The sequence below is a fragment of the Streptomyces hydrogenans genome (genome assembly GCF_014656075.1).
In the GTDB taxonomy this organism is placed as follows: domain Bacteria; phylum Actinomycetota; class Actinomycetes; order Streptomycetales; family Streptomycetaceae; genus Streptomyces; species Streptomyces hydrogenans.
In genome coordinates, this window is record NZ_BNBS01000081.1 from 1 (window position 1) to 22,690 (window position 22,690).

At 69.4% G+C, this 22,690-nt stretch carries 23 protein-coding genes and 1 pseudogene; 13 read left to right on the top strand and 11 right to left on the bottom strand.

Annotation, left to right across the window (positions count from 1 at the left end):
- Positions 1-175 precede the first annotated feature (175 nt).
- Positions 176-1,414 carry an IS701 family transposase gene (locus IE321_RS28025; protein WP_190224980.1) on the bottom strand — a complete coding sequence of 413 codons (1,239 nt, stop codon included), beginning with the start codon at positions 1,412-1,414 and terminating at the stop codon, positions 176-178.
- A 180-nt stretch (positions 1,415-1,594) separates the two neighbouring features.
- Positions 1,595-2,395: a hypothetical protein gene (locus IE321_RS28030; protein ID WP_190224981.1), complete on the bottom strand. Its 801-nt coding sequence runs from the start codon at positions 2,393-2,395 to the stop codon at positions 1,595-1,597.
- A 259-nt stretch (positions 2,396-2,654) separates the two neighbouring features.
- Here IE321_RS28030 and IE321_RS28035 point away from each other — a divergent pair, with 259 nt between their 5' ends.
- Positions 2,655-3,617 carry a sigma-70 family RNA polymerase sigma factor gene (locus tag IE321_RS28035; RefSeq protein ID WP_190224982.1) on the top strand — a complete coding sequence of 321 codons (963 nt, stop codon included), beginning with the start codon at positions 2,655-2,657 and terminating at the stop codon, positions 3,615-3,617.
- A 70-nt stretch (positions 3,618-3,687) separates the two neighbouring features.
- Here IE321_RS28035 and IE321_RS28040 read toward each other — a convergent pair whose 3' ends face one another.
- The gene (locus IE321_RS28040; RefSeq protein WP_190224983.1) at positions 3,688-3,849 is read right to left on the bottom strand and encodes a hypothetical protein; all 162 of its coding nucleotides are present in this window, start codon (positions 3,847-3,849) and stop codon (positions 3,688-3,690) included.
- 848 nt (positions 3,850-4,697) lie between these two features.
- On the opposite strand from IE321_RS28040, the gene IE321_RS28045 reads away from it, so the two are divergent.
- Positions 4,698-5,597: a hypothetical protein gene (locus IE321_RS28045; protein WP_190224984.1), complete on the top strand. Its 900-nt coding sequence runs from the start codon at positions 4,698-4,700 to the stop codon at positions 5,595-5,597.
- Positions 5,598-5,736: 139 nt separating this feature from the next.
- Here IE321_RS28045 and IE321_RS28050 read toward each other — a convergent pair whose 3' ends face one another.
- Positions 5,737-6,138 carry a hypothetical protein gene (locus IE321_RS28050; protein ID WP_190224985.1) on the bottom strand — a complete coding sequence of 134 codons (402 nt, stop codon included), beginning with the start codon at positions 6,136-6,138 and terminating at the stop codon, positions 5,737-5,739.
- Positions 6,139-6,215: 77 nt separating this feature from the next.
- Positions 6,216-6,548: a hypothetical protein gene (locus tag IE321_RS28055; protein ID WP_190224986.1), complete on the bottom strand. Its 333-nt coding sequence runs from the start codon at positions 6,546-6,548 to the stop codon at positions 6,216-6,218.
- Between the two features lie 462 nt (positions 6,549-7,010).
- Between IE321_RS28055 and IE321_RS28060 the strand changes: the two genes are divergently transcribed.
- Together IE321_RS28060 and IE321_RS28065 are read left to right on the top strand one after the other, a co-directional pair.
- Complete coding sequence (locus IE321_RS28060; RefSeq protein WP_190224987.1) at positions 7,011-7,472, top strand: DUF6166 domain-containing protein; 462 nt, start codon at positions 7,011-7,013, stop codon at positions 7,470-7,472.
- 89 nt (positions 7,473-7,561) lie between these two features.
- Positions 7,562-7,990, top strand: coding sequence for a hypothetical protein (locus IE321_RS28065; protein WP_190224988.1), 429 nt, complete (start codon positions 7,562-7,564; stop codon positions 7,988-7,990).
- A 67-nt stretch (positions 7,991-8,057) separates the two neighbouring features.
- On the opposite strand, the gene IE321_RS28070 is transcribed toward IE321_RS28065, so the two are convergent.
- From IE321_RS28070 to IE321_RS28080, 3 genes are all read right to left on the bottom strand, one after another.
- Complete coding sequence (locus IE321_RS28070; protein ID WP_190224989.1) at positions 8,058-8,429, bottom strand: hypothetical protein; 372 nt, start codon at positions 8,427-8,429, stop codon at positions 8,058-8,060.
- A 164-nt stretch (positions 8,430-8,593) separates the two neighbouring features.
- Positions 8,594-9,700 carry a site-specific integrase gene (locus IE321_RS28075; RefSeq protein ID WP_226651521.1) on the bottom strand — a complete coding sequence of 369 codons (1,107 nt, stop codon included), beginning with the start codon at positions 9,698-9,700 and terminating at the stop codon, positions 8,594-8,596.
- Positions 9,697-10,521 carry a hypothetical protein gene (locus IE321_RS28080; protein WP_190224990.1) on the bottom strand — a complete coding sequence of 275 codons (825 nt, stop codon included), beginning with the start codon at positions 10,519-10,521 and terminating at the stop codon, positions 9,697-9,699. The genes IE321_RS28075 and IE321_RS28080 overlap by 4 nt, the downstream gene beginning before the upstream one ends.
- Positions 10,522-10,636: 115 nt before the next feature.
- Here IE321_RS28080 and IE321_RS42250 point away from each other — a divergent pair, with 115 nt between their 5' ends.
- The 7 genes from IE321_RS42250 (at position 10,637) to IE321_RS28115 (ending at position 17,232) form a co-directional block, all read left to right on the top strand.
- Positions 10,637-11,521 carry a hypothetical protein gene (locus tag IE321_RS42250; protein WP_226651255.1) on the top strand — a complete coding sequence of 295 codons (885 nt, stop codon included), beginning with the start codon at positions 10,637-10,639 and terminating at the stop codon, positions 11,519-11,521.
- 89 nt (positions 11,522-11,610) lie between these two features.
- On the top strand, positions 11,611-11,847 hold the full coding sequence (locus IE321_RS28090) for a DUF6207 family protein (protein WP_190224991.1): 237 nt from the start codon (positions 11,611-11,613) through the stop codon (positions 11,845-11,847).
- 373 nt (positions 11,848-12,220) lie between these two features.
- On the top strand, positions 12,221-12,970 hold the full coding sequence (locus IE321_RS28095) for a hypothetical protein (protein ID WP_190224992.1): 750 nt from the start codon (positions 12,221-12,223) through the stop codon (positions 12,968-12,970).
- 85 nt (positions 12,971-13,055) lie between these two features.
- On the top strand, positions 13,056-14,840 hold the full coding sequence (locus tag IE321_RS28100) for a pentapeptide repeat-containing protein (RefSeq protein WP_190224993.1): 1,785 nt from the start codon (positions 13,056-13,058) through the stop codon (positions 14,838-14,840).
- 743 nt (positions 14,841-15,583) lie between these two features.
- Positions 15,584-16,150, top strand: a complete 567-nt coding sequence (locus tag IE321_RS28105) for an RNA polymerase sigma factor (RefSeq protein WP_190224994.1) — start codon at positions 15,584-15,586, stop codon at positions 16,148-16,150.
- The gene (locus IE321_RS42255; RefSeq protein WP_226651520.1) at positions 16,150-16,935 is read left to right on the top strand and encodes a hypothetical protein; all 786 of its coding nucleotides are present in this window, start codon (positions 16,150-16,152) and stop codon (positions 16,933-16,935) included. The genes IE321_RS28105 and IE321_RS42255 overlap by 1 nt, the downstream gene beginning before the upstream one ends.
- A gap of 129 nt (positions 16,936-17,064) precedes the next feature.
- The gene (locus IE321_RS28115; RefSeq protein WP_190224995.1) at positions 17,065-17,232 is read left to right on the top strand and encodes a hypothetical protein; all 168 of its coding nucleotides are present in this window, start codon (positions 17,065-17,067) and stop codon (positions 17,230-17,232) included.
- Positions 17,233-17,515: 283 nt separating this feature from the next.
- Here IE321_RS28115 and IE321_RS28120 read toward each other — a convergent pair whose 3' ends face one another.
- Complete coding sequence (locus tag IE321_RS28120) at positions 17,516-17,875, bottom strand: hypothetical protein (RefSeq protein WP_190224996.1); 360 nt, start codon at positions 17,873-17,875, stop codon at positions 17,516-17,518.
- A 309-nt stretch (positions 17,876-18,184) separates the two neighbouring features.
- Here IE321_RS28120 and IE321_RS28125 point away from each other — a divergent pair, with 309 nt between their 5' ends.
- Positions 18,185-19,375, top strand: a complete 1,191-nt coding sequence (locus tag IE321_RS28125) for an IS110 family RNA-guided transposase (RefSeq protein ID WP_372470279.1) — start codon at positions 18,185-18,187, stop codon at positions 19,373-19,375.
- 153 nt (positions 19,376-19,528) lie between these two features.
- On the opposite strand, the gene IE321_RS28130 is transcribed toward IE321_RS28125, so the two are convergent.
- Positions 19,529-20,815: a phytase gene (locus IE321_RS28130; RefSeq protein ID WP_190224998.1), complete on the bottom strand. Its 1,287-nt coding sequence runs from the start codon at positions 20,813-20,815 to the stop codon at positions 19,529-19,531.
- Positions 20,816-21,226: 411 nt separating this feature from the next.
- Positions 21,227-21,992, bottom strand: a pseudogene (locus tag IE321_RS28135) (IS5 family transposase); the annotation flags it as partial.
- A gap of 271 nt (positions 21,993-22,263) precedes the next feature.
- Between IE321_RS28135 and IE321_RS28140 the strand changes: the two are divergent.
- The gene (locus IE321_RS28140; RefSeq protein WP_190224999.1) at positions 22,264-22,587 is read left to right on the top strand and encodes a hypothetical protein; all 324 of its coding nucleotides are present in this window, start codon (positions 22,264-22,266) and stop codon (positions 22,585-22,587) included.
- Positions 22,588-22,690 lie beyond the last annotated feature (103 nt).

The following is a 22,690-nucleotide window of genomic DNA, read 5'->3' on the forward strand; positions in this document are numbered from 1 at the left end:
GATCCTCGACAAAGTCGCCGCCTACTGCCGACGAATCTCTGACTCAGATCACTAGTAGTGCTTCGTTAGGTTCTTCGTCTGGTTCTGTTGCGGGGTAGGGGTTGGCCGCAGGTGGTGCAGGTGCCGGTCCAGCACTGCAGCAGGTCCTGGAGGGTGTCGAGGACCTGGTAGAGGGTCAGGCCGGCGTGTGGGCTTTTGGGTCGAGCCGCCGAAGGGTGAGGAATGCCTGGGCGGCGGTGACGAGGGTGACGTGGTGATGCCGGCCGCGCCAGGTGCGGCCCTCGAAGTGATCCAGGCCCAGGCCGTGCTTGAGTTCGCGGTAGTCGTGTTCGATGCGCCAGCGCATCTTCGCCCACCGGACCAGGTCGATGATCGGTGTGGTCGCGGGCAGGTTCGAGATCCAGTAGCCCGTCGGGGTGTCCTGGCCTTGTGGCCATTCGGCCAGGAGGGTTCGGGTGGGCAGGACGCCGTCCCATCGGTTGCGGCCGCCGCCCGCGTTCTGGGCCGCGGCCAGGGACTGCTTGCCCGCCGGCCGGACGGTCAGGACGGTGAACCGCGAGGTCATCGGGCCTTTGCTGCCCTGTCGCCAGGTGACCTCGGTGAACTGTTCCGGGCCGGCTTCTGCCGCGAGGGCACTGACGGCTCGGGGCGGGGTGCGGTAGCGGGGCAGGGTCGGCGGTCCGAGCCCGCCGTAGGCGGGCCGGTGCGGCCGGGCCTGTTCGGCATGGGCGACTTCCTTGCCGGTCAGCGCGAGGACATAGGACAGTCCGCGTTCCTCCAGGCCGGTCCGGAAGGGGGTGCTGACGCCGTAGCCCGCGTCGGCGACCACCACCGGCGCCTCCAGTTCCCAGTCGACGAGCGTGTCGAGCATGCCGAGCGCCAGGCGCCACTTCTCCTGGTGGGCAACGGCTTCGTCCGGCACTCCGGCCCGACGGCAGCGGTCCGGCATCTCCGTCCACTCCCGCGGCAGATACAGCTGCCAGTCCAGCGGGCAGGACGCGGTGTCGGTGGCGGCGTGGACACTGACCGCAACCTGGCAGTTCGCCCGTTTCCCGAGCGCCCCGCAGTACTGCCGGGCCACCCCGACCGAAGCGGTGCCGCACTTGGGGAACGACACATCGTCGATCACCCACACCTCCGGCCGGATCGCCCGGCTCAGCCGCTCGGCGATCCGGCGCCGCACCGGCAGCGGATCCCACGGCGACTGGTTCACGAACTGCTGCAGAGCCTGCATGTTCCCGTCCGGCAGCCGCTCGGCCATCGGCTGGACCGACTTGCGCCGCCCGTCCAGCATCAGACCCCGCAGATAACACCCGCCCCACCGCCGCTGATCCCGCCGCGGCAACGAGGCGAACACATCGGCAACGAACTCCGATAACTCACCCCGGAGCCGTTCCACCTCCCCCAACCTCATACCCTGAAGATGCCCACCACCAGGCAAGATCACCCAACGTAACGAAGCACTACTAGCCGAGGACTGCCCCACGACCGTCGTCGCCTACGAACCGGCGCCGTAGACCAGGCGACAGACGAGGTGGTCCGCCCTGCAACAGGGCGGGCCACCTCCAAGACCGCAGGGCCGCGTGCCCTGCGGTCACTTTCCCCGTTGGCCACGCTGCCGCGGGACCAGCTTCAGCGAAGGAAGGTTCTCGTAGGTCTCGACCGGCACCGACCCGAGAATCACGTACGGCACTGTGACCCGCACCCCGCTCTCGGTACCCGCATCGATCAGCCCGTCCCGCACCGGCCCGAGCCGAGAAAGGTGCCTGGACACCTCCTGCACGGTTGCTTCATCGGAGACCTGGCCGGACCGGCGCATGAAGTCGTCGAAGGAGACCTTCCCCTCGATCTTCCGCATGATCTGGTAGGGAAGACGGTTGCTGACGATGCGCAGGTTCGGCAGCAGCACCACGGAAAAGACCTCACCCATAATCATGTAGTGCCAGGTCAGGGACTTCTCGACGTCCCGGAACACCTTCTGGTAGATGGCGTTGAGCTGGCCGTCGCTCCGGGCTTCGTGTGCGTATACGGCCTTGAACTCCACCACGCCCGCGGGCGTAGGGGCGTAGGGACTGCGATGTCTCGGCTTCTCGACCACCGCCAGATCCACCGCGCGCGGCGCGCGCTCCCCGTTCTCGCCCGTCGTGTACAGCCCGGTCCACTCCCGGCCTACATCCAGTCGAGTCTTCCTGAAGCGCAGGTGCATCTCGTAGGCCACTCGGTCGCGAATCGGGTTCTCGATCTGCGAGGTCATCGCGAGGTAGGCCAGCTCGCCCTCCCTGAACGAGCGCCCTGCGCTCTGGAGGCAGGAGTCGAGGAAGTCCGCGGTGAGGTGCGTCTCCGGTTCTCTGAAGTCCGGCGCCTCGGTGCTTCCCGAGGTGGTCATGTCGGTCATGGCCCGAATCTACGGCGCCGGTACGACAGTCCGGCCGGGTTCACCGAAGCCGAAACTGGGGGAGGGGCCAACTCACCCCGAGAACTCACCTTTTAAGAATGGAGCGTCTGGCCGCGCTCACCCGCGCGTCCTCATAACGGTGCCAAAACGGGGCTGAGGGCCTGAGCCAGGTCACCGCTTCGACTACGTATCCGACGTGATGGCTGCCCCGTCGTACCAGGGTGTACAGCCATTCACCCAGCAAGGGAGCCGTGAAACGATGCCTCAGCCCTCTCCGTCCCCCGACCTCGACCAGCTGCCGCAGCCCCTGCTGGCGGCGGCGCAGGCCGCGCGCCGCGAGTTCCTGGTCGCGCTGGAGCCGCTGCGCGGTGAGTTGTTCCGCTACTGCCGGCGGCTGACCGGCAGCGTGTGGGACGCCGAGGACCTGGCACAGGAGGCACTCGCGCGGGCGTTCACGCGGGCCGCGCAGACCCACCAGCCGGTCGAGCGGCCGATGGCGTGGCTGGTGCGGATCGCGACCAACGCCTACCTCGACCAGGTGCGCCGCCCGGCCCCGCTCCTCGTGGAGCCGGCAGAGCAAGCCGCTCCTGCCGCCGCCGATCCCGCCGAGGTACGCGATGCGCTCGCGGAGATGAGCACTCTGCTGGCGCCGCAGGAGCGTGCCGCTGTCGTCCTCAAGGACGTGTTCGACCTGCCGCTGAAGGAGATCGCCGCCATGCTGAGCACCACCGAGGGGGCGGTGAAGGCCGCACTGCACCGTGGCCGCGGGCGCCTGGCCGATCCGCAGCGGGAAGCTGCGCTCGCCCGCCGTACAGGTCCCGACCGCCAGACCCTCGACGCCCTCGCCACGGCGTTCACCGCGTACGACCTGGACGGACTGACCAAGCTCTTCGTCGAGGACGCGGTCAGCGACGTGATCGGCGTCGCCCACGAGGTCGGACGGGCACAGATCGCCGCCGGCTCGCTGCACCACACCCTGGTGTTGGAGCCCTCCGTCCGGTGGCGCGCCGAAGTCCGGGAGCTCGACGGCGACCCGCTGGTCCTGATGTGGGCCACCCCGGCCGACGGCAGCGGCCCCGAGGCGGTCGAGGACATCCTGCGCGCCGAGACAGCCGACGGCGGGATCACGCGCCTGCGCTGGTACTACTTCTGCCCCGACGTCCTCACCGAGACCGGCGACCGGCTGGACGTGCCCGTCCGAACCCACGGCCACACCGTGTGACGAGCATAGGCACCGTTCTCCCCTTGCCGTAGACAACAGGGACGCTTCCACCGTGCGTCCGCAGCTGGACTTACCGAGGAGGTTCGAGCAGGTCCACGGTGGCGAGCCCGGTTTCACCGTCGACGAGTTGGAGGGCGACTTCGGCACGCGCGGCGAGGTCGAGCGGGTCGATCCCCTCGGTGTAGGAGGCGTGGACGATGCGGTCGAGTCCGGCGCCCAGCAGCGGTGCCACTGTCCGCAGGGAGGCGTCGCCCCGACGCCCCGGCGTACAGCACGAAGGTCCGCTGGATCGCGCCGAAGCTGGTCGTGGCCGTCAACGAGAAGACACCCGGGGCGAACATGCGTGCCCTTCACGCCCTGGCGCCCGGGCTTGTGAAGGCCGGCCCCGCCACGGCGGCCGCCGACCCGGCCCCGCCTCCGCCCGCACCGGCCGCGCCCCGTTTCGTCGGCCGGTTACCGCCGCGCGCTCGAGGCGCACCGTCAGCCGGTGCAGCCGGTGCCCGGTGCTCCGCGGCTCCCGTACGAGCGGTGGGAACGGCGGTCGATCGGCTACCACGAAGAGAGGTGCAGCGGCCGGGCCGCGTGACCGGTCCGGGCCCCGTTTCGTTGGGCCTGGATCCATGTTGAAGGTGCACGGTGGGGCTCGAAGGCTGTCATAACGACGCTCTCCAGGCCCCTGTCGTACGCCGCTGGTGCCCGATCCCGCCTGGGTGGCGTCCTCGGTCCCCTCCCTGTGTCCCGCCCCGGGTCGCATCCTGGGCCGCTCCGGAATTCCCCGACGCCGGTCTTCAGTAGCGCCGTGGCTAGGAGACCCGCCGCGATTCTCGTCGACGCCGTGCGCCGGCTACTACTTGTCTGGGGCGCCCTGCGGCGACTGGGCAGCGCTTCTCCCCCCTGAGACTTGTCGTTGCGCTACGGTGCTTTCTGGCTGGACGCGCACCGCCATCCGCCGCAGGCCGACGCCCACGCCGTCGTCCCGCGATCGGCCAAGGTCCTTCGGGGCCCGCGACACCCTCTCTCGACACAGGACCTCTTCGTCGACGGGGGGCGTGGGCGTACCCGTCGAGACGGAGAAGACCGATGCCTCGTCGCCAGAACACCGCCGCTCAGCGTGCCCGTGAGGTACAGCGTGAGACCGGCGCCAAGTACACCACCGCCCTTCGCGAAGCCACCGAGGACACAATTCGCACGGGGACGTTCTCCCTGCAGGAACTGCTTGCCGAATGTGCCACCCTGCCCCAGTGGACCGGTGTTCACCCCGAAGTCGACGAGGAGTGGGCGCCGAAGATGTTCGACTCGGCGTTGCTGGGCGGGCCCGTGCCGTATTCGGCGGTCCTGCGGCTGGCCGGCGACCTCGCGGTGAAGGGGATGTCCGCCGAGATGTGGCTGGAGTCCCGTGCCGCTTTCTCCTCCCTGGTGGTGGTGTGCGGCGTCCACCGCTTCGAGCTCCTCCTCACCCAGAGCGCCTGGGCCTACGAGTTGTGCCACGTCCCGGGCTGCGGCAGCCTCCCGCTCTCCGCACGCAGCATCCCGTACTGCGGCGAGAGCGAACACCTCGCGGAGCGCTCTGAGGCGGAGCTCGTCCGGATGGCGCGCAGCTGGGGGAGCGACCGGCGTGAAGACTGCAGCCGTACTCCGGCCGCCGTGGACCCGGGGTATGAAGGCGACCAACTGCTCGAGGCCGCCGTCGCCCGAGGCGTGTACTTCGAGGTCGCCGACGCGCTGCTGGTCTCCTGCTACGAGGAGCGCCACATGATCGAAGACATGCACCACGGCCTGCTGGCGATGGAGGTCTCGCACGCGATGGACCGTGAGGAGCTGCGCATGAGCAAGGTCGCTCTGGCCGCTGCCAAGCGGATCCAGCAGGTGGCCGGCGGGCGCTGTGCCTGCGGCGAGCAGTTGTCCCCCGGGCCTCAGCGCGGGGTGCCCGCCCGGTTCTGCTCACGCTTGTGCGTCCCGGCCTCGGAACGCTCTGTCTGATTCGCGGAGCCGGTCCGGCCGGACCCGTTGGTCTAACAGGTCCGGCTGGTGACGCCATGGGGCAGCGGAGCCTCTGCCTCGCAGTCCCGGGGCGGTCGTCGCGGGCCGGGGACAGGCACGTTCCCGGCCCGCGACGTACTCATCCTCCATGTGTCTGACCGGGGCGCTTCCGGGCCCGGTACGCCCTTTGTCGGCATGCGTTTGAGCAGTACCGGCGAGGTCGCCCCACGTTTTCGTACACGGAGCCGACGATCTCCATGGGCTGTTCGCACTGGCGGCACAGGGAGGCGAACGTCTCCTCCAGGTGCCAGGAGCGGATGAGGTCGCGAAGCCCTTTGTCGACGATCAGCGCTCCCTCATCACTGTCGTCGAGGACGTCCCTCAGCCTCTGGGACCGGGATGGGTGCCGGAGCAAGGAAGCGCCGATGCCGCAGGAGACGACGGCCTCTTCCTTCGATACGTGGAGCTTCTCGGCGATGAGCTCGTACGAGGCGCCATAGAGGACCCTGGCCAGGAAGGCGACCGCATAGTTCCGCTTCATGGTGCGCAGCGCCTCGACGAGCAGGTCGGTGCGCTCAACCCAGGGCCGGCCCGCTGCGGTGCTTCGCCGGAGTTGGGTCACCGCGGATCCCTCGGCAGGACGACCGGGACCGCGGGCTGCTCGCGGACCAGGACAACGGTGGGCGCGGCCGGCGGCTCTGCCTCGCTTGGCGCCTGCTCGGGCAGGGCGGGCGGCGGGGTGGGCTTGCCCCACGGCAGCAGTCCGCACATCGCGGAGATGACGTGGCTGAGCCCGAGCAGGGCCTGAGGGAGGTCCCGCTGGTCGGCGCGGCGCAGGACCGTCCCGGCGCAGAAGCCCACGAGGGCCAGGATGCAGGACAGCGCGACGAGTGCGCAGACGGCCAGCCACACGGGCACGCCGAGGACGGCGCCGGGGGCGAAGTTGGTCATCACGGGTACGGATCCTCCGGGTACGAAAAAAGCCCCCGGGTGGTGCTCCGGGGGCTCAGCTGAAATGCGAAAGGCCCCCGCTTCTCACCGGAGAAGGAGAGCCCGAAACGCAAAATGAGCGCACTGATGCGCTCACGGGACCAGCCTCTCACGACCTCTCGGATGGCGTCAACCCCCATGAAAGCCCAGGTCATTGAGGGGGTATTAGGCCTCCCCTCTATTTCGTAACGCCGCGCAGCGGGCCATGGCTCGCAAGCCGTCGGTGCGGGCAACAGGATGAAGGCGCGCGCAGGAAGCAGCTGAGCAGTCCACCGCGGGTGCGCCCCTCGGCATTCCCGGCTACGCCTGTAGCCGGAGACCCGGCCCTCCTCACGTCGGCCGAGCTGGCCGGTCGCGCTCTGTCGCAGGGCCTGCTGGTACGCCAGGCTGAGGTTGTCCGGAAGAGCAGCGGGAAGGAACGGCATGGCATACGAGGACCGCACCTACCACGGCATCCAGCAAGGCCCGGCGAGCGAGGGAGAGTGGCATCCCGCCCGGCTCCTGGTCGAGGTGCCTGAGTTCGGTCCGACCGAGCGGCAGTACGGGATCACAGTCCTGCGTGAGCTGGTCGAGCCGGAAGGCGGCGGCTTCGGCTGGGGCTACAACGGCGGCGGCACGAGCGCGGCCGCCGCGGCGATCCTCGCCGACGCCCTCGACCTGGGCGACCCGGAGAAGGCCGGCCTCGGCTACGCCTTCTCCGAGGACCCGATGCTCGCCGATCTCCGGGAGGACTTCTGCGACGATGTCCTCTCGCAGTTCTACGACCGGTGGCGCCTGCGCCGAGGAGCGGTCCTGCGCTGGGCGCGGACCTGGTACCTCCAGCGCGGCATCGACGAGCTGCCCGCCGTCCTGCGCGAGCTCCCGCCGCTGCAGAGCCAGAGCTGACGGTGGGCTCGCCGAGGACCGTGCGGCAAGGGGGCTCCCTGTGGGCCCGCCTGGTCGGCGCCTTCCGGGGAACTGGTGAACCGGCGCCGGTGGTCGCCCCGAACAGCCTTGAGTGGCGGGTCGACCCGGACACGGAGACCTGGTGGCACCAGCCACCGGTCGTCCCGGCCGGGATGCAGGAGGTCCAGGTCCGCGCACCGGACGGGTACGACTTCGCCCGCCTGGTCTGGCAGGTCTGCGATCTGTGCCGCCTCGGGCTCGTTGCGAAGATCCGGGTCACCAGACCGTGGCAGCACCACGGGTACGGCACCCGCATGATGCGCCTCGCGCTGAACGGCCGTAGCGGATACAGCTGGAGTACAACGCCGCAGTCCGAGGACGGCAGGGCGTTCTTCCCCGTCGTCGCCGAAGCGATAAACGTGGCGCTGCCCGGCCAGTCCGTCCTGTGCGAGCACATGCACGCGAAGGAGCCCCGGTTCTCAGTGCCGGCCCAGCAGCTCGATCCCCCTCCCAGCTGACTCCTCCGCTACATACGCGCCTCGGCCCCTGCCGGACCCGTTAGGCACAACAGGGGCTGAGGACTGCCTAGACAGGCTCGGGCTTCGGCTCAATCTCGGAGGGGCGGAACTCCCGCCACATCCAGTCACCGTCCCAGGTCTGGGCGACCAGGACACGGTCTTCCTGGTGCGGGTCGTCGTTGTCCTCCTGAGCCCGCCGGCGTGCCTCACTGATGGCGAACAGCAGATCGACGTTGAAGCCGTCCGGGAGCTTGGGAGCAGTCGGACCTCCGTCCTTGACGTCGGCGATCACCGAGAACTCGTCCGAACCGAGCTGGGAGGCGCGCACTTGGTCGTCATCGCCGCTCAGATAGGTGATGGCATCGGCCCGAACCAGGAATCGCCTGTCCCCCCTGCCGTGGGACGAACCCTGTATTTTCCTCATGATCCAGATGTTCATAGTGCTGCCCTCCTGGAGATCGTCGGTGAAGTCATCCTTGCCGGATGCGCCGACGCACGGAGCCGTTCCAACCGATGTCCTCCAACGGAGGTACGCACCTTGTCGGACCCATTAGCTCCAACAGGGCTGAGGGCTTCCCGTGCCGACGCATGCCGCAGGCGGGGTCAGGTGAGGCCGGTAGCGGCGTTGTCGTCCCAGCCGTCCTCGCGCTGCATGTAGCCGAGCATCGAGCGGGAGTGGCGAGCCCAGCCGCCCTGGTCGGCGATGGCGATGGAGTCGCGGCCGGAGCGGCGGGCGACGGAGGCCAGGCCGATGCGTAGGGAGTGGCCGGTCCAGGCGATCGGCACCCCGGCCCGGGCGGAGATGCGCTTGATGGCGCGGGTGACGGAGTCGGGAACCATGCCGCCGGTGACGCGGCCCCACCGGTCGATGCCGACGAACGCCGGCGTTGCCGGGTCGGCCCACTGCTCGCCGTGCTCGGCGATCAGGCGGGTGCGGTAGGCGGTCCAGGCGCGGACCGGGCAGATCTCGGGATCCTCGTCGTACGGCACCCGTGCGGTGCGCACGGAGTGCTTGGTCTTGCCAGTGAGGATGTCGACCAGGAGGCCGTGCGGGTGCAGCGCGACGTCGCCGGCGAGGAGTCCGGCCGGGTCCTGGGAGCGGGAGGCGTAGCGGAAGCCGGTGAGGACCAGGGCCTTGTCCCTCTCGCCGGTGAGGGTGTCGGGGCAGGCGCGGGTGATGGCGTGCAGGCCGTCGATGTCGGCGCCGACGGCCTGGCCCCGGCCACGCCGCTCCCCGGCCTGGAGGAGTTTCATGGCCAGGCCCTCCAGGTCGGCGCGGGCCTCGGCCTGGGCGTAGCCGGACACCGCCACGCCGCGCTGGCGCAGTCCGACGACGGTGGCGGCGAGGTGGGTGGAGGCTGAGGAGGGGGCGTAACCTTTCCCGTTCTGCTGGCCCTCGCGCAGCATCCAGGCGACGAAGGCGACCAGGGAGCCGCGGGAGCCCTCCAGTTCGGGCAGGCGCTCGACGGTGCAGAACCGCTGCCAGACCCGCCAGCTCTTGTCGTAGGTGTCGGTCGTGTTGTCGGGGGTGATCTCGGCGGCGACGGCGTCGGCCAGGTCCTCGGCCTCGGCGAGGCGCCGGGCGGCGTCGACGCCGTGGCGTTCGGCCCACCGCTCGATCAGCACCTGTCGCTCGGCAGCTGCGACAAGGAGCGCCGAGGCCAGCGGGGGGAAGTCGTCGGAAGCGATCGCCTCGGATACGGCCGTCACCACGTCGTTCCTCCCCAGACGTCCTCGGGGCGGACGGTACCGCTGATCCCCGGCAGGGCGCCGCCCCAGCGCCATGCGGTCTCCCACTGCTGGGCCTGGACGTCGAAGTAGCCGTCGAAAACGAGTTCCGCGCCGGTCCAGTACCAGCGGGCCAGGCCGTGCGCGGGCCAGGCAAAGCTCACGTCGGGGGAGTGGATGGGGACGCTTGGCCAGGAATGGCCGGGGTTCTCTTGCATCGCGCGGCGGACGGCCAGCACCCCGGTCACGTACGTCTCGGCTCTCGCCTCGAAGGTCACCTCACGGGGCTGCGGTGTCCAGCCCTGGGTACCGACGATGACGCCGGCGACGAGCTGCGGCGTGATGGGCAGCACGGGTTCGACGTCGTCCTCGAAGCAGAGCCGCCACTCCCGCTCGTGCAGCCAGTCCTCGCGCCCCGGTTCGTACACGACACAGCGGTTGTAGGTGCGCCGTGGCAGAACGGCCTTCATCTGGTCCCGCTCCTCGCGGGAGACGTAGAGGACGGGCCGGGCCCCGGCCGCGATGAGCTGCTGACGGTGGAGCACCAGGCCCCACGATTCGTACGGGCCCCACCCGGCCCCGTCACGGAGTATCACGCGGCGGGCCTCCTCGGTGGCCTCGCTGAAGCACAGCACCGGGGCGTCGAGCCCGAAGGGCGCGGCACCACGCAAAGTCCCGCTGTGCAGGATGCTCACCAGGCGGTCCTCCGCCGTGGTCGGCGGGAAGTCCTGGCGTTCTTTTGGCCCGCGGGACCGGCCGGTGAAGTGGACGAGGGTGTCGGGCAGGTCGGGATGCGTGATCACGTCGGGTGTCCTTCCCCTTCGCCGGCGCTGGTCCGGCGGGCCACCGCGCCCGTTTTGTCGCGTCGGATAAGGAGAGGTTATCCGACGTGATCACCTTTGCCGCTACCGTTTTGCCATGACGACCACGCCGCGCCCGCGCTTCTCCGTCCGCGCTGGCCTTACCCAAGCGCCCGCCGCCGACGGCCCCTTCGAGGACGTGCCGGAGCACCTGCAGTTGCCGCTGCAGGAGTGGGTCGCGTACGCGCTGGACAACCAGGCCTTGGTCGACCACGACGACGAGGACGGCGTGGAGCGCACCATCTGCTTGCGGCTGCGTATAGCGACGATCCATAAGCCTCACCTAGGAGGCTCGAAGTACCACCGGGCCTTGACCTCAGCTGTCGGCCCCCTGCTGCTCGACGTGGTCGATGCGGTGCTCGCCTACAAGGCTGAGCGCGGGGTGAACGACCAGGACGCGATCCGTCTACTCACCGACATCCTGGACGAGGCCGGATCGGCCTACCGGGTCGCCGAGGCCTGGGACGGACTGGAGGAGCGCGTCACCCCGGCCGTGCGCGACGCGGTCCGGCACACCATCGCCGACGCGGCAGCCGGGGCTGTGGCCGGGTCCGCCGCCGACCATCTCGCTGCGGCGTGGCAGGCGGCGTACGGGCGGGGTCCTGATGCGGTGCGCGCCTACAGCGAGTCCATCAAGGCGGTCGAGTCTGCGGCGCACGCCGTCATCCAGCCGAACAACGCCAAGGCCACGCTGGGCACCATGCTCGGCGAGATCAAGAACGCCCGGCACAAGTTCAGCACCGCGATCCCGGCGCCAGCTGCTGGAGATCCGATCGCGGTCGCCGAGGCGATGATGCGCGCGCTGTGGGAGGGGCAGACGTCCCGGCACGGCGGCCAGACGCCCACGCCGCCCGAGACGCTGGAGGCCGCCCGGGCCGGCGTGCACCTCGCCGCCACGCTCGTGCAGTGGTTCGTGTCGGGAGCGGTCGTCCGCACCACCTGACCTGCTGCGGCGAGACCAGGGTCGCACTCGTCCAGGTGATTCGGACGCCAGCCGTGAACCGCTTGCTCCGATATAGCGTTCCCACGGGCATGGAGTCGATCGACCCGATCCACCTCAGCGAGCCCGGCCTCGTCGTCCTGGACATCACCGGCGCGGACGAGGCGACCGTACAGGCGGCTGTAGCCGAGGTCGCCCGCCTGTGGGCGGCCTCGGGCTCGCCGAAGGTCCGGCGTATCCCCGGCGAGCCTGGTGTGACCGCACGGATGTATGCCGACCTCCGCCGCCCCGGGATCTCCCGGGAACTCACTTGGGATGCCAGTGGGTGAGTTCCTCGGGATCCTGTCGACCGGCCTCGTCATCGCCGCCGCGACCTGGATTGTCCGGCGGGTCGGCGCCCGCCGGGGGCTACAGGCTGAACCGCCGGTCACCGGGCGGCCGCCGTCGCCTCGGACACGTACCGACTGATTCCGACCGGCAGCTGCTGGCCGCGCGCTCCGCCACCGGCGCTGTGCGCGGCAGCCCGGCCGGAGAACAAAGCCTGACGAGACCTGGCGGAGTGGGGGCCGGAGCCACTGCCACCGGCTCCGGCACTTTCGACAGCACCGGCCTCGGGGAGCATGGCTGACGTGGGTAGTGGTGGGGTGTTCAGTTTGCTGAACGGCCAGTGCAGGGTGATCGGAGGCTGGCAGGCTGGGCGGGGTGAAGGGTGACTGGCTGGGGAAGTTCCGGCGGGAGCGCCGTGGCCGGGCTCGTGTGCGCAGGGCCGCCTGGCGGCTGGAGCAGGCCGAGCGGGAGCGGGCCTGGGCGCTGGTGGTGGCCCGGGCGGAAGGGCTGTCCGTCCGCATGACGGCGGAGGCGGCCGGGCTGTCGCCCAGCCGGGTCCACCAGCTCACCAAGGACGCGGAAGTGGACGCCCTGGGCGAGCTCCGAGCGGCGGGCTGGCCGGCGCCGGAGGACCCAGAGGGCAGCGACGACGAGGAACTCTCCGGCCGCGCGAGCATCGCTGAGCGGCTGGTGGACGAGGTGGGCTGGATCCGGCAGTGCGCAGACTGGATCGACCACCTGGACCACGAGTCCTACCCGCCCGCCGCCAACCTCCGCCCCGAGACCGACTTCCCCGACCGTGCGAACGTCGTGGTGGACTTTGCCCGGGTCTCCGCGATCCTGCGCCGGATCGCCTTCGACGTGGACGAACTCGCCCGCGCCCGGAACGTGGACGACCTGACCGGCGCCCGCGTCGGCGACGATCCCCGGGCCGAGCGCCGCCGCCGGCTCGTCGAGCCGGACCTGGCGTACGCCGAGTTCACCCGCAGGAAGAACCTGCCGTGGCACTCCACCCGGCAGGGCGAGGCAGCCTGGGACGCCTACCAGGCCGAACGGCACCACCGCAGCGAGACGAACCAAGACCCGTACACCGTGTACAACCCGTTCCGGCCCGGGCCCGCCTGACCCTGCACCACCCGCACTCCCGACGTCCGTCACCCCGTCCGGCGACCGCCGGCACGGAACCTTTCCTGCCTGGAGCCGTCCCGCCATGAGCACACCTCCGCCCCCGACACCTTCGACGGAAGCACCGTCCTGGCCGCACTGCGCCCACGGCGCCGACCCAGTCACCAACCCCGTCGGTTGCCGCGGCATCCACGTCCCAGGGCACACCGCCTGCCTCGCCCACCTGAACGACACCGACCGCACCGCGTACCTGACTGGTCTGGCACCGGGCGCCGACATCGACCACCGCGGCACCCCCTTCACTGAAACCCTCCTCGACCAGCTCCTGATCGCCCTCACCGACCTCACCACCCCGCACCCCCACTTCGGCACCGCTGAGTTCCGCGAGGCGCAGTTCTCCGGCGACGCCCGGTTCGACTGGGCGCGGTTCTCCCGCGACGCCCGGTTCCAAAAGGCGCAGTTCTCCGGCATCGCCGGGTTCGACAGCGCGCGGTTTTCCCGCGACGCCCGGTTCCAAAAGGCGCAGTTCTCCGGGGTCGCCCGGTTCGGCGGGGCGCGGTTCTTCGGCGTCGCCTGGTTCGGCAAGGCGCAGTTCTCCGGCGACGCCCGGTTCGATGAGGCCCAGTTCTCCAGCATCGCCTGGTTCCGCAGGACGCAGTTCTCCCGCGTCACCCGGTTCGAAGAGGCGCAGTTCTCCGGCAACGCTGAGTTCCGCGAGGCGCAGTTCTTGACGTCCGATAGGTGGGGGCCTCTGGTGTGTAAGGAGAGGGTGGATCTGTCGGGTGCGGTGTTCGGGGCGCCGGTGACGTTGGAAATCGCTGCCGACCGGGTCTCATGTGTGCGGACGCGCTGGGAATCGACGGCCACGGTGCGAGTGCGGCGGGCCGAGGTGGATCTCGGCTACGCGGTATGGACAGCCCCTGTCGCCCTCACCGCCCATCCCGTCCCCTTCACCGACCGCGGTGGTGTGCCTGTGGACGAGAGCCTGCTGACCGGCCCCGACCGGGTGCGGGTCACCTCGGTGCAGGGCGTGGACGCCGCGCATCTGGTCCTGACCGACACTGACCTGTCCGACTGCCTGTTCTCCGGCGCCTTCCACCTCGACCAGCTCCGTCTGGAGGGCCGTACCACCCTCGCCCCCACCCCCACCGGCTTCCACCGCCGCGGCATAGCCCCGATCCACTGGACCCGCCGGCGGACCCTGGCCGAGGAACACCACTGGCGCGCCCAGAGAGCCGGACAGCCCCCCGCACCCGCGGGCGCCGTGCCCGAGCCCCGCCGATGGCGTACGGGCCCGCACCACCCCGACCCCGCCCGCACCCCCGACCCTGACGATGTCGCCGCCTTGTACCGGCAGCTGCGCAAGGCGTTCGAGGACGGCAAGAACGAGCCCGGCGCGGCGGACTTCTACTACGGCGAGTGCGAGATGCGCCGCCACGACCGCACCGGCACCCCCAAGACCGAACGCCGTCTGCTGTGGGCGTACTGGCTGCTGTCCGGCTACGGCCTGCGCGCCTCCCGCGCCCTGGGCTGGCTCGCCGCCGCCATGCTCACCACCATTCTGCTGCTGATGGCCTTCGGCCTGCCCGCCTCCTCTCCGAAGCAGGAGGCCACCGGCACCGTCCCGGCCGGCGGCGGGAAGGTCACCTTCGTCATCGACAAACAGGACCCGAAGAACCCCGTGAAGGAGCGGTTCACCACCAAACGCTTCGACAAGGCCCTGAGCGTCACCCTGAACTCGGTGGTGTTCCGCTCCAGCGGGCAGGACCTCACCACCGCCGGCACCTACATCGAGATGACCTCCCGCATCCTCGAACCTGCCCTCCTCGCCCTCGCCGTCCTCGCGATCCGCGGACGCATCAAACGCTGACCCTCAACCCGAGAGCAAACGGAACACTCAACCGCTACTTACCGAAGCTCTACTCCCCAAGGCTGGGCGACCTGCTGCGGCCGTTCCGCCCCAGGAAGGCTCCGTGAAGCCCACGCTCGCGTCTGGGCGATTGGTCTTCTTCTAGCCCGGTCGCAACCGTCTGGAGGCCGCCGAGTCGGGCGCTGGTGCGTGAGCGGGGGAGCACGCCGGGGCGAACGGCTCCCTTGGAGCCGTTCAGCCGGGGGAGTTGGGCTGGTGAAAGGGGTGGTGCGCGGGTGGCGCGGCCTGGCGGCCAAACCTTGACAGGGTGTGATCTACGTCACTCCTTCGGAGTAATGCGCAGGTCACGGGCACGCAGCGTGATGCGGTCCGCACGCTCCGGAGGGAACGTGCGTCCCATCGGTAACTCTGAGGGGACCCCGCGACGGTTTATCAGTGAGAGCACTCAGTGTTCTGCCCGAAGGACGCAGAGTTGCGAACCCGGGCTCCAACGCTTGATGAAGGAGGCTTCGTGAGGCTTCACTGGGCCTGGTACGCGCTGGCGATACTCGCCGGCGTCTATCGGATGATCGCGGTGTGCTTCGAAGCCGTCGTACGGCAGACCATCGCCCCTGCTCGGCAGCCGGCCGCCGAGCCCCCGTTCCACCCGGTACGCAAGGCCCCCGTGCCGCCACGCGTCTGGGTCCCGCCTCTCGAACCGCCCCCGCTGCAAGGGGCCGGTCCGAAAGAGGGAGGCCGAGCCGGTGAATGACACCTTCGGCCAGGGAGCCGACGTCTTCGAACCCGACCCCGAGCGCCCCCTGTTCGACAAAGAGTTCGAAGACTTCCTTCGCAAGCACAAGGACAACTTCTACAGGACCGCCGTCGCACGGCTCGTAGACCCGTACGACGCCGACGAGGCCCTCGGGGACGCCTGCCTGGTGATGTACCAGCGGTGGGAGAAGATCCAGTCGCACCCCAAGCCCGTCTACCTGGCCCTGCGCATCCTCAAGCACAAGATCACCGACTTCCACCGCGCCCGCGCCCGGCGGGCCGACCGGGAGGAAGCGGTCGCCCACCCGCCCGAGCTCCGCATCCTGCAGGAGATGGGCGAACAGCACCGTCTCAGCCAGGCCTTGGAGAAGCTGCGGAAGGTCTCGCCCCAGCAGGCGGACTGCTGGGAGATGTACAAGGTGCTGGGTAGGGAGTACAGCGAGATCGCCGAGGAGCTCGACATCACCATCGGCGCAGCGAAAACGGCGGCTTCCCGCGGGCAGGCCAAGCTCAGACTGCTGCTCGCGTTGGATTCGGAGAAGAAGGACGACAGCTGATGCTGGAACACCTCCTCGCCAGGCAAGAGCAGTACATCCGAGAACAGGTGGAAGCGCACGACACCGACGACTTCATCGACCGGCTGGCCGCCCGCATCGGCCAGGAATCCCGCCGCCCCGCCCGCGTCGCCCAGGAGGCCCGCAGCCCCGTCCGAGTCGGCTACGGAGGCAGCGACACCGTGAACCCCCAGGCCCCCGACAGCACGGCTCCCGCCGATCCCGGCTCGGTCTCCCAGGTGCTGCCGCCTCCGGCAGGACCCGAGTCCGGGACCGTACGGCCCCGCGGCTCGACCCGGCCGGCCAAACCGCGCCGGCGCCGCCGACGCCCGGCGCCGCTCGTCGTCTCCGACCCGGAGGCATCCAAGGACGCGGCCCTGGCCTACGTCCAGCTCCTCTGCGACGACGTGCTGCGTTCGCACGATGCCGCCGAGCTCGCCGACTTTTCCACCACCTACAGCGAGATCGGCGCCCGCACCTTCGCCTGCCTGCTCTACCAGCTCGACTGCCTCGACGCGGCCCTGTACTGGTGGCGCTTCGCAGCCGGAGCAGGAGATCCTCTCTCCGCGCACCTGCTCGCCGCCTACCACGCCGCCGCCGGCCGGGGCCCGGACGCCCGGGCCTGGCGGGCCAGCGCACGGCTGCTCGGATTCAACGACACCCACCTGCCTCACCCCACCCGCCACGGCACCACGGCCGCCGAGGGCTACGTCGAGCACCTCCCCTGGAACAAGATCCTGAGGTCCTTCATGGGTTCCCACCACCTCCCGGAAGGCCTCGGACGCTGACCCCGCCTCGCCCGTAAGACAGCCCGCCTACCCGTTCGTCCCAGCACACCGAAGGGAGCCCGTGAGGGGCACCACCGCGTGCCCGCCTTCACGGGCTCCCTTCGTCATGTCCGAGAAGGGAAACCCCTCATGAACATCAACCAGAACAAGCCGTCCGAGCCCCTCCTCAGCCGTCTGCACCGGCGAATTCGGCCCCAGCGACGCGTCGCCGCCGGGCACTTCCTGCGCGGCCTCGCGTACGGCACCGGCCTCAGCGTCGCCAGCGCCCTCGCCTACGGACTCCGCCAGATGTGGTGACCAACCACTCGCCCAAGAGGAAGGAACATCCCCACCTCATTCGTCCCGGGGGCGCGCGGGAGCCAACCAACCCTGAGGGCCGACACGTGTTCACGTGCCAGCCCTCAGGCTGCTGCCACACCGAGGCTGTACGGTGTTCACCCGGCGCCCAGACTCCTCTCCTATGCGCCAGCAGCCCGAAGACCCTCACACCAGGCGAGTTCAGGCATCCGGCCAGAGCTTCTAACGTCTGCCAGCCGTACGGCCATGCGGCTCTCAGTCGAGGACGAATTTTCGTCCTCGGCTAGGACGTGTCCGTTGTCGCCCCGGATTCGCGCCGCGGCAGTTCGGAGGGGAAGAGGCCCAGCTGTTCCGTGAGTTCGTCAGCGGCTCGGATCATGCGGGTATGGGGCAGCTCCGGGGCCTCGGGGTCGAGGACTGTGGGCGGATGCTCACTGAGTCCTGGACCGTGGGCCGCATGACCGCTGTAGGGATAGCGGCCGATGACCGGCGTGCCGAAACGGGAGAGGTTCTCCTCGACCTCCCGGTCGAAGTCGTCGAGAGGCAGCTCGTCGTCCTGAAAGCCTGAGGGACGTCGAGCATGGCAGGATACGGAAACCTTCAGGGCCCCTTCGGTCGCCGGTGTGATGAGTGGAATCACCACGCCGACGACCAGGGGCCCTGCCTCGTCACCACACCCGCTTACCAGCCCGTTTCACCCTCCAGCACAGGATGAAAGAGGCTCCCTACGTTGTACACCGGGACAGGGCGAACCCTTCGTATGGTTCTCCCACCCAGGGGTGCCGGGTGTGGTTGAAAAGGCTCTGCCGCTTGTGGCTTCCAGTGATTGGCCGCCCGGCGCCCCACGACGACTCGGCTGCCAATTAGGAATTGCGAATGATCGCTCCGTAGGGAATCGACAGCGAGGTCGTCCGTCGGGAGGCACCAGCGCACCCCACCGCACGGAGGCATGATGGCCGCGATCTGGGCCGGTATCGACGCGGGCAAGACCCACCACCACTGCGTCGCGATCGATGAGGGTGGCCGCCGGCTGCTGTCGCGGCGCGTCGCCAACGACGAGCCCGAACTCCTCGAACTTCTCACCGACGTTCTGGCCCTGGGCGACGAGGTGACCTGGGGCATCGACCTGGCCGACGGCGGAGCCGCCCTGGCCATAGGCATCCTCCTCAACCACGACCAGCTGGTGCACTACATCTCCGGCCGCGCCATCCACCGCGCCTCCGAGAGCTACCGCGGCGAAGGCAAGACCGACGCCAAGGACGCCGCCATCATCGCCGACCAGACCCGCATCCGCCGCGATCTGCACCCCTTGCGCCCCAGCGATGAAACCGTCACCGACCTCAAGATCCTCACCGGTCGGCGCATGGACCTGGTCGCCGACCGCACCCGCACCGTCAACCGGCTGGGGGCCCAGCTGACCGGGATCTTCCCCGGCCTGGAACGGGCCCTGGACCTCACCAACAAGGGCCCGCTGACGCTGCTGACCGGCTACCAGACCCCCGCAGCGATCCGTCGGCTCGGCGCCAGACGCTTGGAGACCTGGCTGCGCAACCGCAAGGTCCTCCGAGCCGACCAGCTCGCTCAGGCCGCGGTCGAAGCGGCCGAACGCCAGCACACCAGCCTGCCCGGCGTGAAGCTGACCGCCCAGTTGGTGCACACCCTGGCCAAGGAGGTGTCGGCCCTCAACGAACAGATCGCCGAGGTCGACAAGCTCATCGAGGCCCGGTTTCGCGACCACCGGCACTTCGAGGTGATCACCAGCATGCCCGGCCTCGGCATCATCCTCGGTGCCGAGTTCCTGGCCGCCACCGGCGGCGACATGTCCGTCTTCGGGACTCCCGACCGCCTCGCCGGCTTCGGCGGCGTCGCGCCGGTCCCGCGCGACTCCGGAAAGATCAGCGGCAACCTGCGACGCCCGCAACGCTACAACCGACGGCTCCAACGCGTCCTCTACACCTCAGCGCTGTTCAGCATCCGACGGAACGACGAGTCACGCCGGTTCTACGATCGCAAACGCGCAGAAGGCAAGCGTCACACCCAAGCCGTCCTTGCCCTCGCCCGCCGCCGAGTCAACGTCCTCTGGGCCCTCCTCCGCGATGGGCGGTGCTACGAACTCACGCCGCCGACCGCCCTCGCAGCTTGACAGACGGCATTAGGAATCACTGAGCTTCTTCAGCGGTTGCCCCAGAGGGTGAATGATCCTGTGGAGTTGACCGGCCTTTGATCTGCAGCGGTGCTCAGCCTTCACGGCTCAGGCCGTCACCCGATCGGTGGCCACTCTGAAGAAGCTCACTGATCAGTCGATGGTGTCGACGACCTCGCCGAGGTCGACGAACTTGAAGCCGGTGGCTTCGCGGTCGCTGTCACCGGGGGTCTCCTGGCCGTCCTGGACGACGAGGAGGCCGTTGGGGTAGCGGGTGCCGAGCGGGGCGTTGAGGGCGGCGGCGCCGTCGCAGACCTCGGAGCCGTCGAGGGTGGTGGAGGCCGCGGCGATGCGGAAGGCGTTCTCGTACTCGTTGTCCTCGTCGCGCTCGCGGTCGTAGGCGACGAAGGTGTCGTCGCCCTGGCTGGAGGCGAGCAGGTAGCCGTCGCCGTCCGCCTCTTCGACCAGCGTCAGGCCCTCGACGTCGGCCGCCAGGTTCTCGCCGCCGAAGCCGGGGTCGGTTCCGGGCGTGCACTCCTCGGTCTGATCGTCGTAGGTGCCCGGGACGCCGTACTCGCGGACCTTGTCGATCAGGGTCGGCGTGCCGGTCAGGCCCGCGTCGATGCGCCAGATGCCGACGTCCTCCTGTCCCGCGTACAGGGTGCCGTCCGCGGGGTCGACAACCATGCCCTCGACCTGCGGAAGTTCGCCCGGCTCGGCGCAGGGCGTCCAGGTGGCGCCGTTCGGCATCCGGAAGGAGGACGGCAGGTCGAGGGTGCGGACCTGGCGGTAGTCGACGGTGCCGGCCGGGGTGGGGAGCAGTTCCAGCAGGGCGATCCGGGTGCGGTTGCGCTGGCTGACCAGCGCGTAGGAGCGGCCGGTGGCGCGGTCGGTCCAGGTGGCCAGGCCGTACGCGGTCTTCTGCTCGTTGATCTCGTCCTGGTCGGCGGAGAACACGGGCCGCGCCGCGGGGGCGGTGATGTCGGTGAGCGGGCCGCCGGGCCTGTCGCGGTCGATGCGGTAGATCCGCAGCCGGTCGTTGCCGCGGTCGCTGACCACCGCAACGTCTGCGCGGGTGCCGCCCAGACGCAGGCCATGGACCAGGTCGACGTTGTTGAAGCGGCCGGGCTTGTCGTCGGCGCTCGGGCCGGCGGGGGCGGGGATCGACTGCACCTGGCGCGCGTCCAGGTCGTAGACCCGCAGGCCGCCCTGCTTGGCGGTCGCGATCACCAGGCTGCGGCCCGGGGCGGCGGTGTTGCGCCAGATCGCCGGGTCGTCGGCGTTGGCGTTGCCGCCGGTCTCGTCGTCGAACAGCGGCGCGGTCTCGGCCTTCGGGTGGACGCTGTCGATCCCGGACGCCTGCGCCGGGAGGGCCAGCGAGGCCGCCAGTGTCGTGCAGAGAGCGAGCGTGGAGGCACGAACAGCCAGACGTATCGTCATTTTTCTTCCTTATATAAGCGGGTTTGAACCAACAAGGAAGACTTTCACCATCATGTCTGTCATGTTCACGATAAAATGATGGACGATAGTTGAACAAGTCACGAAATCTGCGGGTCGGAGACCTCTGCGTACACACCGCGGAGCCTCCTGCCGGTTGCCGCGCGGGCATGCGATGGCCTCTGCGGCCGGAGCCCCGCCGGGGCTCCGGCCGCAGGAGTACGGGGCTCAGCCAGCCGATGGTGCTTTGGTCGACCAGGAAGACGGTCGACAGGTAGGTGTCTTCGGTGCCGGCGAACTCCAGCTTCACCGCCTGGCCCTTGGAGGCGGACAGGTCGACGGTCTTCTGGACGTATCCGGAGGAGGCGTTGGCGTTGGTGGCCAGGGTGCTGTGGGTGGCATGTCTGTTTCGGTTCGCCAGGTTGGTGCGGATTCTCCGGTAAGTTCGCGGCTCATTTTGTTAGCCGTCGCCCAGTGGATCATCGTTCGGGATCTCTGGGGCAGGGCTTCGTAATCACGTGCGAGGCGACGGTACTGCATCAGTCGGCCGAAGGTCGCTCGATCCCCCACTTTTTGGGCAGCGGCTGGAAGCCCTTCTCCTTCGGTCGGCGCACCACCTCCACATCGATCCCGAAGTCGGCGCCGTGCTGGATGACGCTGGTTTGATAGCCGCCGTCGGCCCACACCTTGGTCACACTGGGATGAGTCTCCGCCAGTTCGGTCAGGGCCTGCTTGCCGCCGGCGGAGTCGTGGACCGAGGCGGCGGTGACAAGGACGGCCAGGACCAGACCGAGGGTGTCGGTGACCAGATGGCGCTTGCGCCCTTCGATCTTCTTGCCGGCACCGATGCCCTGACTGGTCTCGGCGACATTGCCGGAGGTCTTCACGCTCTGCACGTCCACCACGGCCGCGGACGGCTCCGCCGTTCGGGCGTTCGCCCGGCGGGCCGCGTCCCGCAGCAGATCGTGGACCTGCTCGATGGTTTCGTCCGCTTCCCACTTGGCGAAGTAGTCGTAGACGGTCTTGAACGGCGGGAAGTCATGGGGCAGGTACTCCCACGGAATCCCGGTGCGATTGACGTAGAGGGTCGCGTTCACGATCTCCCTCAGATCGTGAACCCGTGCCGCCGCCCCGGCCCCAGAGCGGGCAGCCCCCAGGCGACGAACACGGGCTCGATCAACGCTCAGCGGGCATCGGAGACGTCACTGCGATACACACGTCGAGGTGGCATGTACCGGACAAAAAGTCCTACGGCCTACAGTCACAAAAACATCCCAAAACACCAACTACCTAGATCAGATGCCCTCTCACGCCGGGCTGTGGTGCCCCCTCAGGACCGCTCCAGTCCAGGTCAAGGGATTGCCCTGATTTCAGTTAGCTCCTGCCTTCCCTAATCTCTTGGTCACAGCCGAGCCAACTGCTGCCGAACGGCCCCCGCTACCCGCCCCCAGATGACGTTCTGCGGTCTTCTCCCCAACCTGGCTCGGTGGAAGGATTGCCATGTCCCGCAAGCACGGCGTCGCGGCGGCCCTCGGCGCCGTGACCGTGGTGGCCAGCCAGTCCACCGCAGCCGCCGGCACCTCCTCCGCCCGGCCGGGCACCGGGTTGCGGGCAATATAGATGCCGACGTCCGTGGCGCGGCTATACGCACCGCCGACCGCGAGACCGAGGCCCTGGCCAAGTCGATCGGTTTCGGCACAGACGAGAAGCTGACGGCCAAGAACGTGCTGGTAGACAACGGCGGCACCCGGCACGCCGACATCGCCATCGGCTGACCTGCCCCCGCCGCAACACCAGAATCCTGCTGTCGGGCCAGCCGAGGGGCGAGCCCGACAGCAGGGCTGTCGCATTCCCGCGAGGTTCCCGGGAAGGCGGCAG

Excerpts from the sequence above, each read along its gene's own strand:
- IE321_RS28025 (WP_190224980.1), bottom strand. The coding sequence starts at position 1,414 with ATGAGGTTGGGGGAGGTGGAACGGCTCCGGGGTGAGTTATCGGAGTTC.
- IE321_RS28030 (WP_190224981.1), bottom strand. The coding sequence starts at position 2,395 with ATGACCGACATGACCACCTCGGGAAGCACCGAGGCGCCGGACTTCAGA.
- IE321_RS28035 (WP_190224982.1), top strand. The coding sequence starts at position 2,655 with ATGCCTCAGCCCTCTCCGTCCCCCGACCTCGACCAGCTGCCGCAGCCC.
- IE321_RS28045 (WP_190224984.1), top strand. The coding sequence starts at position 4,698 with ATGCCTCGTCGCCAGAACACCGCCGCTCAGCGTGCCCGTGAGGTACAG.
- IE321_RS28050 (WP_190224985.1), bottom strand. The coding sequence starts at position 6,138 with ATGAAGCGGAACTATGCGGTCGCCTTCCTGGCCAGGGTCCTCTATGGC.
- IE321_RS28055 (WP_190224986.1), bottom strand. The coding sequence starts at position 6,548 with ATGACCAACTTCGCCCCCGGCGCCGTCCTCGGCGTGCCCGTGTGGCTG.
- IE321_RS28060 (WP_190224987.1), top strand. The coding sequence starts at position 7,011 with ATGGCATACGAGGACCGCACCTACCACGGCATCCAGCAAGGCCCGGCG.
- IE321_RS28070 (WP_190224989.1), bottom strand. The coding sequence starts at position 8,429 with ATGAACATCTGGATCATGAGGAAAATACAGGGTTCGTCCCACGGCAGG.
- IE321_RS42250 (WP_226651255.1), top strand. The coding sequence starts at position 10,637 with ATGACGACCACGCCGCGCCCGCGCTTCTCCGTCCGCGCTGGCCTTACC.
- IE321_RS28090 (WP_190224991.1), top strand. The coding sequence starts at position 11,611 with ATGGAGTCGATCGACCCGATCCACCTCAGCGAGCCCGGCCTCGTCGTC.
- IE321_RS28100 (WP_190224993.1), top strand. The coding sequence starts at position 13,056 with ATGAGCACACCTCCGCCCCCGACACCTTCGACGGAAGCACCGTCCTGG.
- IE321_RS42255 (WP_226651520.1), top strand. The coding sequence starts at position 16,150 with ATGCTGGAACACCTCCTCGCCAGGCAAGAGCAGTACATCCGAGAACAG.
- IE321_RS28115 (WP_190224995.1), top strand. The coding sequence starts at position 17,065 with ATGAACATCAACCAGAACAAGCCGTCCGAGCCCCTCCTCAGCCGTCTG.
- IE321_RS28125 (WP_372470279.1), top strand. The coding sequence starts at position 18,185 with ATGGCCGCGATCTGGGCCGGTATCGACGCGGGCAAGACCCACCACCAC.
- IE321_RS28130 (WP_190224998.1), bottom strand. The coding sequence starts at position 20,815 with ATGACGATACGTCTGGCTGTTCGTGCCTCCACGCTCGCTCTCTGCACG.
- IE321_RS28140 (WP_190224999.1), top strand. The coding sequence starts at position 22,264 with ATGACGTTCTGCGGTCTTCTCCCCAACCTGGCTCGGTGGAAGGATTGC.